This window comes from Bacillus sp. FSL K6-1218, assembly GCF_038006445.1.
GTDB lineage: Bacteria > Bacillota > Bacilli > Bacillales > Bacillaceae_G > Bacillus_A > Bacillus_A thuringiensis_S.
This window is the reverse complement of sequence record NZ_JBBOVE010000001.1, coordinates 5,217,934-5,230,929: the sequence shown is the minus strand read 5'-3', so window position 1 is coordinate 5,230,929 and position 12,996 is coordinate 5,217,934. Positions and strand designations below refer to the sequence as shown.

Sequence of the window (12,996 nt, the reverse complement as noted above, 5' to 3'; positions counted from 1 at the left end):
TTGATAGATATATATAATACGTTTGGATTGCATGAAAAAAGTCTTCTCTTGGAGAAAGAGAAGACTCTATATAAGTTTATAGGAACATCATACCTGCAACTGCTGCATTTAAGAAGTTCGCTAATGTACCAGCGATAACTGCTTTAATCCCTAATTGTGCAATTTGTTTACGGCGAGTAGGAGCTAACGTTCCTGTTACACCTAATTGAATTGCGATAGAAGAGAAGTTTGCAAATCCACAGATTGCGAATGTTAAAATTAGATTTGTTTTTGCAGAGAACTCTGCCATATGTGGTCCTAAGTTTGCGTATGCAACGAATTCGTTGATTGCAAGTTTTTGACCGATAAAGCTTGCTGCTTGTATCGCTTCACCAGGAGAAACCCCGATTAAGATTGCGAATGGTGATAATAAGTAACCGAAGATTAAATCAAGGCTAAGTTTAATATCGAACAGAGAACCAACCCATCCTAATAATCCATTTAATAAAGCAATTAATGCGATGAAAGCCATTAACATTGCTGCTACGTTAATAACAAGCTGCATACCTTCAGATGCACCGCGTGCAGCTGCATCGATAACATTTGCGTCTTCACGTTCTGTAGAAAGTTCAACGTTATTATCTACTTTTTCTGTCTCTGGCATGATTAGTTTTGCAATTAATAAGCTTGATGGAGCCGCCATAATTGCAGCTGCTAATAAGTGCTCTAACGGAATACCCATTGCTGCATAACCGACAAGAACGGATCCAGCAACAGCTGTCATACCGCTTACCATAATAGTGAAGAATTCACTATTTGTTAAACGTGCTAAGTAAGGTTTAATTAAGATTGGAGCTTCAGTTTGTCCTAAAAATACAGTTGTTACTGAGTTTAAGCTTTCTGCTTTAGAAGTTCCAAGAAGTTTACTTAATGCACCACCAACGATGCTAACAAATTTCTGCATAATACCGAAATGATATAAGATTGCTACTAATGAACTAATAAATACGATTGGAAGTAGTGCTTGAATAAAGAATACAAATCCCCAAGGTCCTTTTGCGTTGACTAAATCCCCAGTAACGAACTTAATTCCCTCGTAAGAAAAATTAATTAATCCTTGAACACCGTCAGCAGCATGTTTTAAACCTGCTTTACCAGCGTCCCATCGTAATACGATAAATGAAAATGACATTTGTAATGCTAGCGCAATTAAAATTGTGCGCCAATTAATAGCTTTGCGGTTGGAAGATAGTAAGAAAGCAATTGCTAATACTCCAATCACGCCGCCAATTCCCCATAAAAGATTCATGCAGTGTATGCTCCTTCCTCATAGTAAAAACAGTGTATAAACCAGTTGTCTATACGTTTACGAATATAACATCTTTAGTAACTTATCATAATGGACATCGGAGGTCAAACGTCTAATGAAAAGTTTAAATAAAAAGAAAATTCTTCAAAAAAACACATATAAAATAAATAGACATGAAATAGGTTATGTTTTTTATGAAAATATATACATTATGATAACGTTATGCATTGTTTTTGCAGAATAAAGTGTATGAAATAGAAGAATAGATATATTATTTTTGTAGAGAGAAACTAGGGGAAAGGGAGTAATGTGGTGAACTCGTAACTAAAAAGCCTTCTAGTAAACTAGAAGGCTTTGAAACTATTAATTAAGGTGCTTTCGTGTATCCTAAGAAGTGGCTCTTCCAATAAGAGTTACTTAATGAAGCGATTGCTACACCTTTATCTCCAGCTTGGATAAATGATCCGCCTCCAAGGTAAATACCCATATGAGAAGGACCTGATTTATAAGTGTTTTGGAAATAAATTAAGTCACCTGGTTGTGGATTTGAAGTTTGTGGTAGGCTACTCCAATATCCCGCAACACTTTGACGGCTAATGTTATGACCAAATTTCTTAAATACGTGGTAGATGTAGCCACTGCAGTCTACGCCGTTAGCAGAAGTTCCGCCCCAAACGTATGGTACACCTTGCATTGATTTTGCATATGCAAGTACGGAAGAACTGTCGCCGCTATTATTGCCTGTATTATTGTTGTTATTGTTTTGATTGTTATTTTGGTTATTGTTAGGCTTATTATCTACTGCGCCTCCAACTGGTGTTTTAGATAGGTAACGTGTTCCGATATAACCAGTTTGACCGTTGTAGTTAATTTTACTCCATCCAGAGTTTTCAGAGATTACTTGAACCTTCTGTCCTTGTGGAAGTGCGCCTATGATTCTATAATTTGTACCTTCGCCGCTACGTACATTTAGTGCAGAAGCATTAATGTAGTAGTCGCCAATTGCACCTTGGTTAGGTTTTTCAGGTTGTTTTGGTTGCTCAGGAGTAGTAGTGCCACCTTTAACGAATTTTACAAATTCGCTACTAACAAAGCCTGTTTTTCCTTGGTAATTTACTTTAAACCAACCGTTTTCAGATCCAACTACGTTTAATGTTGTACCGTTTAAAACACCACCAATTACACTATGGTAAGCAGCAGGGCCTGTACGAACACGTAAAGATGTAGCGTTAACAACGTAAGAACCGCCAGTTTGAATAGTTCCATTATTGTTTTGCTCTTGTTTGTTGCCTTCTGTAACGTTTTCGTTAGAACCGCCTTTTGTTACGTAGTCTTTGCTTATATAAGCAGTTTGTCCTGCGTAATTGATTTTGAACCAATCTTGAACTTCGCCAACAACTTGTACTACTTGTCCTTTTGTAACAGAACCTACAGTTGTGTGAGAAGTACTAGGACCTGTACGAACACGAAGGGAAGATACATTTACTGTATAGTTTCCGCTTGCTGGTTTTACTTCTTGGTTGTTATTGTTATTATTCGTATTGTTGTTTGAAGAACCCGCATTAGAAGAAACGCCAGATACGAATTCGCCACTTACATAACCTACTTGTCCATTATGGTTAATTTTCACCCAACCATTTTCTTGTCCAATTACGTTTAATGTTTGTCCTGCATATACACGTCCAGAAACAGAACTAGAAGTGTTAGGAGCTGTACGTACACGTAATACATCAGCAGTAACTTTATTGTTTCCGCCTGTGCTTACATTGTTGTTTGTTGCTCCACTTTTTGATACAAATTCGCCACTAACAAAGCCTGTTTTTCCGTTAATGTTAATTTTGAACCAACCATTTTCTTCGCCAATCACGTTTAGTGATTGACCGTTATAAACGCGTGAGATGATGTCGTGAGAAGTGCTTGATCCCGTACGAACATGTAATACGCTCGCGTTTACCTTATAAGATGAGTCGTTTGATGCAGAAGCTTGGACAGTTGTAGCAGCTTTTTGTGTATTTTGTTCAGGTGCAGCTTGAACACTATCAAGTGTAGGTGCTGCTCCTCCTGCTACAGACACTGCCGCAAGACCGGCAAGATACTTTTTCATAATTTGTCGATTCCTTTCTGTCTGTAATGTAGTGAAGAAATATTTACCAACTGTTAAAAATTCTAAAGAGCATGTCGATTACTGTCAAGACTTATGTAGGAATCTGAATATGACAAAAAGATTACAAGAAAAAATCAAGGCATAAATTTACACCTTGATTTCCATTTAAATGCATATATTGAATATGAAAGGACAGAAATGATTCGTGTTTAAGAAGATGCCATATTGGATTGTAACAAGATTTGATTAAAAGATTTTTGCAGTTTTTTGGTGATAGGCCCAACTTGCCCATCTTGAATCGCGGTTCCATCAAGGTGGGTCATTGGTAAAATTTCAATCGTTGTGCCTGTAAAAAAGCATTCATCTGCTTGATAAACGTCACGAACGCTGAAAAGTTCTTCCTGTACAGGAATGTGAAGAGTATTCGCTAAAGAAAGGACATATTGACGAATAATGCCATTTAGAATAAGGTGATTGGCTGGATGTGTGTAAAGAGTTCTGTTTTTAATTAAAAAGAAGTTGGAATGGCTTCCTTCCGTTACGATACCATTCCTTACGAGAAGTGCCTCTTTACAGCCTTTACGTTCAGCTTTCGTAGCAGCTAGTACGTTTGGTAATAAATTTAATGATTTAATGTCACAGCGTAGCCATCGAGTATCAGGTTCTGATATAGCGCGTATACCATATTCAATCCATAATGCTGGTCTTTCTTTTTTTGTAATATAGGCATAAATTGTCGGAGGGGTGTCATATGAAAATACATGTGTGCGAGCTTGTACACCGCGAGATACTTGCAAATAAATTGTGCCATCTTCGTGGAAATGGTTTCGTTCAATTAATTTGTAAAGTAAAGTGATGAGTTCAGCTTTTGAGAAAGGGAGCGATAATTCTACTTCTTCCATGGATCGATATAATCTTGTTATGTGCGGATCTAATAAGTGAAAGTTCCCTTTATATAGGCGAATAACCTCGTAGACACCATCTCCGAACTGCGAACCTCTTTCTTCAAGTTCTATGTACGTTTGTTGTTTTGTTGTATCAATAACTTCATCATTCCAAAGTACAAATTTTTCGTATGCCAATTTCCGTCCCATCCTTTCGTAAGTACGTAAATAAAGTGAAACTTTCATTCATGCTTACATAAAAGTCATTATAGTAATTTTTATGTAAGCAATTCTCTACATATGACCGTATATGTATTTGTAAATCATAGAGAAGTAAGGACGATTTCCCCCGCATTAACGGGCAGTAAAACTCCCATTTGAAAATTTGGTTAGCAAAGAAGTGAAGTGGGCGAATAACTGCCCGATTGGTGAGGGCTGATTAAAGTTTCACTTTACAGCATTTTGTATATACAAATTCGAAAATAAGAAATGAGAATCCTGCTTTTAAATAAAAAAAAGCAACATTCTTATGGAATGCTGCACAAGGAGGGTAGCTATCTTTCATAGGGACATTGTCTCGTTGAATGTTTTGTGTATGGAAACAAAACATGTTGAAAGAAAATTATAAGAAAGTAGAAACAAAGGATTTACACATTTCTTTAAGGGATCTTACGAAAGATGAGAGATAAGAAATATGTAGAACCTTGTTTACATATTTTATTATAGAGATTCTTCATTAACCCTATGTGAATATTTGGTAAAGGTTCTGTAATTTTAAAGTTAATGAATATAAGCAGTTGTATGGAAGAAAATAAAAAAAGAGGCTGAGATTACTCAGCGCTCTTCTTTTCTTCTTTAATAGCTGTTTTTACTTCACCAGTTTTGATCTTATTACTTTCAGAGAAGCGAAGTAAGTCACCTTCAATGATTTTATCAGACATGTTCAATTCATTTTGGGCACGATCAATTAGTGGTTGAGATTCTTCTTTCGGTAATTGTACAACTTCGCCAGTAGCACGGTCATAGAATGTACTGTTTGTGTACATGTATTTATCTGTAACGAAGCTACCGTCACGAAGAACAACAAATCCTTTATTATCAGGTGAGAATACATCATGACCGAATCGAACGTCATTTGTAGAATCTACACCAAGTAAGTTTAGAATAGTTGGTTTAATGTCAATTTCACCAGTTGGTTTCGAAATTGTTTTACCTTCTTTTTGACCTGGAACGTGAATAAACATCGGTGTTTTTTGTAAGTTCATATGGTCAAATGCAGTGATTTCTTCTTTTCCTAAGAACTGTGCCATTGCACGGTTATGGTTTTCAGAAATACCGTAGTGGTCACCGTAGAATACGATTACTGAGTTGTCGTAAATACCTTCTGCTTTTAGACGCTCAATAAAGTGTTTCATTGCTTCGTCTAAGTAACGAGCAGTTACCATGTAACGGTCAAATACTCCATCACCAGAATTATATTCGTCGATTAATTTTGTACTGTCATCGTAAGTGAATGGGTAATGATTCGTTAAAGTAAGGAAGCGAGTATAGAATGGTTGCTTCACTTCTTTCAACATATCAATAGATTGATCGAAGTATTCGATATCTTTTAATCCCCAGTTTAATTTTGTTTCCGGCGTAATCTTGTAATCAAGCTCGTTGTAGTAACGATCATAACCAAGTGCTGGATACATAATGTTACGGTTCCAGAATGTTGCGTTGTTTGCGTGGAAAACCGACGTGTGATACCCTTGCTGACGTAAAATTTCTGGAGTTGCTGTATATTCATTGTTACCGTGTGTGAAGAATACAGCACCGCGGTCTAGTGGATATAAAGAAGTATCTACTAGGAATTCAGCATCAGATGTTTTACCTTGCCCAGTTTGATGGAAGAAGTTATCAAAGTAATAACTTTCTTTCGTAAATTGGTTTAAGAACGGTGTAACTTCTTGTCCGTTAACTGTTGCGCCAATTAAGAATGTTTGTAATGACTCAAGAGAGACAACAATTACGTTTTTCCCTTTTGCAGTACCGAACATATTTGGATCTGGTTTACTTTGTGTTGTTTTCACGTAGTTTTCTGTTTCTTGTAATTTACTACCGTCAGCGAATGCTTTTTGTGAACTTGATTTCGCTTGTAAGCCAAGATCGTATACTTGGTGTACATATAATCCTAAGTTTTTAACAAGCATAACGCGGTCGAATGAACGTGTTAATAGTTCTGGGCGTTCAGCTTCTGCAAGCCCTAAGTTTGCGAAGAAAATAGCAACTGTTGATACGAAGTATAGAGAACGCATCGGGCGTGCTACACGCTCTGTAGGTGCAAAGTTTTTCATTTTCTTCAATAGAACGAAGAATACGATAATGTCTGCGAATGCAAGAATAATTTTGTAGTTAAATAATTCTTTCACACTAGAACCTAAACTTCCGAAGTTAGATGTTTGTCCGAGTACTGGTAAAGTAACGAAGTCATTGTAGAATCCGTAGAACATTACGTTACCAACAAGAACGATTGTTAAGACAAAATTAATTCCAAGTGCTATATAGTTACGTTTTTTCCCTTTTGCAAATAATGCAAGACCAACAAGCAGTAATGATGCTGCTAATGGGCTAAGGAATAAAATGAATTCTTGCATGAAAGATTCAAGTTTTAAATCAAAGCTTGTACGTGTAATAATGTAAGTTTTCAGCCATAAGGCTAAAGCTACGAATACAGTGAAACGCACATTTTGAAATTGCGATTTCAAGGTTTCTTTCATTCATTTCCACCCTTTCTCTATCAGGCTTGGTCGATTTTGGAGCGAAAAATGCTAAAATAAAAAATACATAGTTTTCTTGGCCATAATTAAAGGTTCTATATTCACCCATATACGACTATAACTATGCATACCCTTTTGGTTTCTTTTGTTGCTCATAAGCATAACGTCATTTCTGTATTATACAACAAAATTCATTTCTGAGAAACACTATAACATTTTACATTTTTTGTATAAGGTTTGTCACTACCAGAGAAAACTTTAACATTCGTTTATATGTCCGTCAACTAGAAAATATAACAAAGATAGAGCAGGATGTTAAGTGGAAGTGAAAATTTCTTTGTTGAGAAATAAGAAACGAAGATGGATAAGGGTTATCTAGAAATCTATTATATGAAGGAAATCGTGTAAAAATTAACGAACACTTGTTCTTTTTTGGTTTGTTTGTTACAATGAAAGTTCATTGATAGGTTTTGTGTAATTTCCATGAACTTTTACTGATAACATATTGTAGCTTATTTCTTTTTAAAAATAGGGAGGCTTTTACATGAAACAAAAATTTTCAGTTGAAGCGTTTTGGAAGAAAGTAAAACATGTTGCAAAGCAAGCAGGGCAGTCGGTCATTTATGCAAGTTTATTACTGTTTTACGTTTTGCAAAGACCCGATGTTCCAAAACGAGTGAAAATTATTGTAATTGGAGCACTTGCTTATTTTATTGCACCGATTGATGCGATTCCAGATTTCGTTGCTGGAATTGGCTATACGGATGATTTAGGGGCGTTAACGGCCGCACTAATACAGGTGTCGTTATACGTCAATGAAGATGTGAAAGATAAGGCACGAGTGAAGTTGGCAGAATGGTTTGGTTCGGATATAGACACAACATTTATCGATCAGAAATTAGGTCAATAGGTGAAATCTGTCATAAGGTGACAGGACGAACGTAAGCGAGGAAGTGCATTATGCCATCAGGAAGAACGCATACGAAAATAAACTTAATATCCCTTCCGGTTGTTTTGTTTTTGCTCTTTTCGTATGGATTAACAAATTTTGATTTTTTATTAACTTTTGCAATTGGTTTTTTAGTAGGTACTTCATTTTTAACACCAGATTTAGATACGTACAGTAATGCTTATAACAAATGGGGTTTCTTACGTATATTTTGGTATCCTTATAAGAAAGTAATGCCACATCGATCTTTCTTTACGCATACGATTATACTTGGTGATGTGATTCGTATTGCGTACATGTTAATCGTCTTTTCTCCATTTTTATTCCTATTAAATGTAATCGCACTGGATGGTAATTTAATAGAAATTGCGAAGAAACATGAGGTTGAAATTGTAACGTTCTTAATGGGAATTGTTGTGGCAAGTACGCTCCACATTATAGCGGATAAGGTGAATACACGCCGAAAGAAAATGATGAGAAAAAAGAAGAAACGCAGAAGGTAAAGTGAACTAATCTGGAAAAGGACCCTTGCAATTTGCAAGGGTCCTTTTTTAAACAAACGTTTGTTTAAAATTAAGCTTTCAGTACTTTAATTCCTTTTACAATGTTCCAGATGAAGTAGTATAAGCTGATGATTCCGCAAATAGCTAAGACAATCATTGCTCCAATTCCAAGTGTTACATCTGGTTGGTCAGATCCTATGCCCATAATTCCTAAAATGGTTAAGCCGATAAATGTAGCGATACTTGGAATGATGTGTGTCCATAGAGCACGTTTTGCGTGTGGCTTTGTTTCAGCGTCTCCTACAATCCAAACGATAATAGGGAATAAGATAGGGGCAAATAGTACACTAAAGTACGATAAAGCAGCTAATATTTTGTTTCCATTCATATATATCACCTCATAAATAATGTCCGTTGTTATACTATTATTATGCAATAATTTTTGCAAGCTTTCTATCGATGAACATTACAGGAACATGACGATTTTGTAAGATTTTTTTGTTAAATGATAAAATTTTCAAAAAAATCTTTTTTAATGGAAATTGTTATGGTACAGTATAAATGAAAGTTGTTGAAAACGTTTTCTTAAACGTTTTTTTATTTTTAGACTTAAAGGTATGATGACCTGATAGTCTATTGATAAGGTTGTATTTATTTAAAAGGGGATTCTTTAGGGGGAGAGGACAATGAACACATGGACACAAGTTTATGATCCGTTCGGTAATATTTGGATTTCAGCAGCAGTAGCACTTATTCCGATTATCTTTTTTTTCTTAGCTTTAGCGGTTTTTCGCATGAAGGGGTATGTGGCAGGATTTATTACAGTTGTACTTACAGTTTTAGTAGCGTTATTCGCTTATAAAATGCCGTTCACGATGGCAATGGCAGCAACCGGGTACGGTTTTTTGTACGGGTTATGGCCAATTGCTTGGATTATCCTTATGTCGGTATTTTTATATAAAATTTCTGTAAAAACAGGTCAATTCGATGTGATTCGTGCATCGGTATTATCGATTACGAACGATCATCGTCTACTCGTTATTTTAATTGGATTTTCATTTGGAGCATTTTTAGAAGGAGCGGCAGGATTTGGGGCACCAGTAGCGATTACAGCAGCGCTTCTTGCGGGTCTTGGGTTAAATCCTTTATACGCAGCAGGTCTTTGTTTAATTGCAAATACTGCACCAGTGGCGTTCGGAGCGATGGGAATTCCGATTACAGTTGCTGGACAAGTAACTGGTATTGATCCACATAAAATTGGACAAATGGCTGGACATCAATTACCGTTCTTATCATTATTTGTTCCATTCTTTATCGTATTTTTAATGGATGGATTTAAAGGGGTAAGGCAAACGTGGCCTGCGTTACTTGTAGCGGGTAGTTCATTTGCGATTACGCAGTTCATTACAGCGACATTTTTAGGGCCGGAACTTCCGGATATTACGTCAGCACTTGTAAGTTTAGTGAGTTTAGCACTGTTCTTAAAAGTTTGGCAGCCGAAAGAAATTTATCAATCCGGGCAAGCAAATAATGAGGTAGCGGCAACAACGACAGCAGCATCGATGCCGAAATTAACGTTTGGAAAAGTAGTGAAGGCATGGTCCCCATTTATCGTATTAACGGTTATGGTAGTCATTTGGAGCCAAAGTTTCTTTAAGGCATTATTTGCTCCAGGAGGGGCTTTAGAAAGTCTTGTATTTAAGTTTGAAATTCCAGCTCTGCATAATCTAGTAATGAAAGCAGAGCCAATTGTAAATAAACCAACGCCTTACGAGGCAATTCTGAAGTTTGATGTATTATCGGCAACTGGAACAGCGATTTTAATTGCTTGTATCATTTCCATGTTTATTTTGAAAATGAATGTAAAAGATGCAGTAGTAACATTTAAAGAAACGTTAAGCGAATTAAAAATGCCAATTCTATCTATCGGATTCGTACTAGGGTTTGCATTTATCGCAAACTATTCTGGTCTATCTTCCACGTTAGCGTTAGCATTAGCCGGAACGGGCGGACTATTCCCGTTCTTCTCACCATTCTTAGGCTGGATTGGCGTATTCTTAACAGGGTCTGATACGTCAGCAAATGCACTGTTCTCGAATTTACAAGCCATTACAGCGCAGCAAGTCGGTGTATCTGAAGTACTTCTCGTTGCAGCAAATACAACGGGCGGTGTAACAGGAAAAATGATTTCTCCGCAATCGATTGCAATTGCTTGTGCAGCAGTTGGACTTGCTGGAAAAGAATCCGATTTATTCCGCTTTACAGTGAAGCATAGTTTATTCTTCGTAATTATTGTTGGTATTATGACGTATGTACAGGCATATTATTTAACGTGGATGATTCCATAAGTAACAAAAGAAATAAACTTTGCATTTTTCAGATTATCGTGTATGATGAGAAAGTATTGAAAATTAAATCAGTGATAAACTAGGGGTGCCTAACGTATGCGTAGGCTGAGAGAGAAGCGCGTGAACTTCTTAACCCTTTGGACCTGATCTGGCTCGTACCAGCGTAGGGAAGTTAACGGCTTTACATAATGATGTCTTTATGAGCCAGGTCCTTATTTTTTTATGGACCTGGCTCTTTTTATTTTGGCATACGCTGGCCATATCTCGTCCTTGTCACGTACAGGGGGGCAACAAAGGTTATGAAACAATCTGTTTCATCTGAGCAAATTGAATTGAAATCGAGTTTACCGGGAAGTAAGAAAGTATATGTGGATGGGCCACGCGCGGGTATGAAAGTGCCGATGCGTGAGATTGAACAAAGTGAAACGAACGGCATTCCGAATCCGCCAATTCGTGTATATGATACGAGCGGTCCTTATACAGATCCTGCGTATAAAGTGGAGCTGGAAAAGGGGTTGCAGGCGCCGCGCCACTCTTGGATCCTAGAACGCGGGGATGTAGAAGCATACGAAGGGCGCGAAGTGAAACCAGAGGATGACGGTGTGAAGGTAGCTTCGAAACATACACCTGTTTTCCCGCAAATGGGTCGCAAACCGCTTAGAGCGAAGCAAGGTGCAAATGTTACGCAAATGCACTATGCACGTAATGGCATTATTACGTCTGAGATGGAATATGTTGCGATCCGTGAAGGAGTAGAGCCTGAGTTTGTTCGTAAGGAAATTGCGGAAGGTCGAGCTATTTTACCAGCAAATATTAACCATCCGGAAGCAGAACCGATGATTATTGGACGTAACTTCCATGTGAAGGTCAATGCAAATATCGGAAACTCTGCTGTATCTTCTTCTATCGCAGAAGAAGTAGAGAAGATGACGTGGGCAACGCGCTGGGGTGCAGATACGATTATGGATTTATCTACAGGTAAAAATATTCATACGACACGTGAGTGGATTATTCGTAACGCGCCTGTACCAGTTGGAACTGTACCGATCTATCAAGCGCTGGAGAAAGTAAATGGAATTGCAGAAGATTTAACGTGGGAAGTGTATCGTGATACGTTAATTGAGCAAGCGGAGCAAGGCGTTGATTACTTTACGATTCACGCTGGTGTATTGCTTCGTTACATTCCAATCACGGCAAAGCGTACGACAGGTATCGTTTCACGCGGTGGTTCGATTATGGCGCAGTGGTGTTTATTCCATCATAAAGAAAACTTCCTATATACTCATTTTGAAGAGATTTGTGAAATTATGAAGCAGTACGATGTTTCGTTCTCTCTTGGAGATGGATTACGTCCAGGGTCTATTGCAGATGCAAATGACGAAGCACAGTTTTCTGAACTTGAAACACTTGGTGAATTAACGAAGATTGCTTGGAAACATGATGTGCAAGTGATGATCGAAGGACCTGGGCATGTACCGATGCACTTAATTAAAGAGAATATGGAGAAAGAGCTTGATATTTGTCAGGGCGCGCCGTTTTACACGCTTGGGCCACTAACGACAGATATTGCACCAGGTTATGACCATATTACATCCGCAATTGGAGCTGCGATGATTGGCTGGTTTGGAACGGCAATGCTTTGCTATGTAACGCCGAAAGAACATTTAGGTTTACCGAATAAAGATGATGTACGCACGGGTGTTATTACGTACAAAATTGCAGCGCATGCGGCTGATCTGGCGAAAGGGCACAAAACGGCTCATCAGCGTGATGATGCACTTTCAAAAGCTCGCTTTGAATTCCGTTGGCGCGATCAATTTAATTTATCTTTAGATCCTGAACGTGCGATGGAATATCACGATGAAACATTGCCAGCAGAAGGCGCGAAAACAGCTCATTTCTGTTCCATGTGTGGACCGAAGTTTTGTAGTATGAGAATTTCACATGATATTCGGGAATATGCAAAAGAAAATGATTTAGAGACGACAGAAGCAATTGAAAAAGGAATGAAAGAGAAAGCAGAAGAATTTAAAGAAGCTGGTAGTCATTTATATCAATAACATGTTACACCTCTTTACTTGATTGATCACATTGTAGTACCTAACTTTATTATAGAAGAATCCCCATTTGCTAAGACGGTAGCAAATGGGGATTCTGTTAT

Annotated in this window: 9 protein-coding genes and 1 riboswitch; of the genes, 4 read left to right on the top strand and 5 right to left on the bottom strand. The window is 37.5% G+C overall.

The genetic code is table 11. The features are described 5' to 3' along the window. Positions 1–76: 76 nt before the first annotated feature. The 4 genes from MHI26_RS26910 to MHI26_RS26895 all read right to left on the bottom strand — a co-directional run bounded on the left by MHI26_RS26910 (position 77) and on the right by MHI26_RS26895 (position 7,035). Positions 77–1,288 (bottom strand): NupC/NupG family nucleoside CNT transporter, encoded by a 1,212-nt coding sequence (locus tag MHI26_RS26910; protein WP_001051027.1) that lies wholly within the window; start codon positions 1,286–1,288, stop codon positions 77–79. Positions 1,289–1,655: 367 nt separating this feature from the next. Continuing rightward, entirely contained in the window at positions 1,656–3,392 is a 1,737-nt protein-coding gene (locus MHI26_RS26905) for a C40 family peptidase (protein WP_000760265.1), read from the bottom strand. Positions 3,393–3,601: 209 nt separating this feature from the next. Next, complete coding sequence (locus MHI26_RS26900; RefSeq protein WP_080546898.1) at positions 3,602–4,486, bottom strand: D-amino-acid transaminase; 885 nt, start codon at positions 4,484–4,486, stop codon at positions 3,602–3,604. Positions 4,487–5,106: 620 nt separating this feature from the next. Beyond that, on the bottom strand, positions 5,107–7,035 hold the full coding sequence (locus MHI26_RS26895; protein ID WP_000665345.1) for an LTA synthase family protein: 1,929 nt from the start codon (positions 7,033–7,035) through the stop codon (positions 5,107–5,109). 544 nt (positions 7,036–7,579) lie between these two features. Between MHI26_RS26895 and MHI26_RS26890 the strand changes: the two genes are divergently transcribed. Together MHI26_RS26890 and MHI26_RS26885 are read left to right on the top strand one after the other, a co-directional pair. Beyond that, entirely contained in the window at positions 7,580–7,945 is a 366-nt protein-coding gene (locus MHI26_RS26890; RefSeq protein ID WP_000810377.1) for a YkvA family protein, read from the top strand. A gap of 50 nt (positions 7,946–7,995) precedes the next feature. Further along, the gene (locus MHI26_RS26885) at positions 7,996–8,487 is read left to right on the top strand and encodes a metal-binding protein (protein WP_001139059.1); all 492 of its coding nucleotides are present in this window, start codon (positions 7,996–7,998) and stop codon (positions 8,485–8,487) included. A gap of 70 nt (positions 8,488–8,557) precedes the next feature. On the opposite strand, the gene MHI26_RS26880 is transcribed toward MHI26_RS26885, so the two are convergent. Beyond that, entirely contained in the window at positions 8,558–8,875 is a 318-nt protein-coding gene (locus MHI26_RS26880) for a DUF4870 domain-containing protein (protein ID WP_001014091.1), read from the bottom strand. A 298-nt stretch (positions 8,876–9,173) separates the two neighbouring features. Here MHI26_RS26880 and lldP point away from each other — a divergent pair, with 298 nt between their 5' ends. After that, positions 9,174–10,835: an L-lactate permease gene (gene lldP / locus MHI26_RS26875; protein WP_061667803.1), complete on the top strand. Its 1,662-nt coding sequence runs from the start codon at positions 9,174–9,176 to the stop codon at positions 10,833–10,835. A 71-nt stretch (positions 10,836–10,906) separates the two neighbouring features. Next, positions 10,907–11,022, top strand: a riboswitch (TPP riboswitch). Positions 11,023–11,134: 112 nt separating this feature from the next. Then, positions 11,135–12,895, top strand: a complete 1,761-nt coding sequence (gene thiC, locus MHI26_RS26870; protein WP_061667802.1) for a phosphomethylpyrimidine synthase ThiC — start codon at positions 11,135–11,137, stop codon at positions 12,893–12,895. The last annotated feature ends 101 nt before the right edge of the window (positions 12,896–12,996 follow it).

Bases quoted from the DNA above. Each gene is read 5' to 3' on its own strand.
- MHI26_RS26880 (WP_001014091.1), bottom strand. From the start codon at position 8,875: ATGAATGGAAACAAAATATTAGCTGCTTTATCGTACTTTAGTGTACTA.
- MHI26_RS26910 (WP_001051027.1), bottom strand. From the start codon at position 1,288: ATGAATCTTTTATGGGGAATTGGCGGCGTGATTGGAGTATTAGCAATT.
- MHI26_RS26895 (WP_000665345.1), bottom strand. From the start codon at position 7,035: ATGAAAGAAACCTTGAAATCGCAATTTCAAAATGTGCGTTTCACTGTA.
- MHI26_RS26890 (WP_000810377.1), top strand. From the start codon at position 7,580: ATGAAACAAAAATTTTCAGTTGAAGCGTTTTGGAAGAAAGTAAAACAT.
- MHI26_RS26900 (WP_080546898.1), bottom strand. From the start codon at position 4,486: ATGGGACGGAAATTGGCATACGAAAAATTTGTACTTTGGAATGATGAA.
- MHI26_RS26905 (WP_000760265.1), bottom strand. From the start codon at position 3,392: ATGAAAAAGTATCTTGCCGGTCTTGCGGCAGTGTCTGTAGCAGGAGGA.
- MHI26_RS26885 (WP_001139059.1), top strand. From the start codon at position 7,996: ATGCCATCAGGAAGAACGCATACGAAAATAAACTTAATATCCCTTCCG.
- thiC (WP_061667802.1), top strand. From the start codon at position 11,135: ATGAAACAATCTGTTTCATCTGAGCAAATTGAATTGAAATCGAGTTTA.
- lldP (WP_061667803.1), top strand. From the start codon at position 9,174: ATGAACACATGGACACAAGTTTATGATCCGTTCGGTAATATTTGGATT.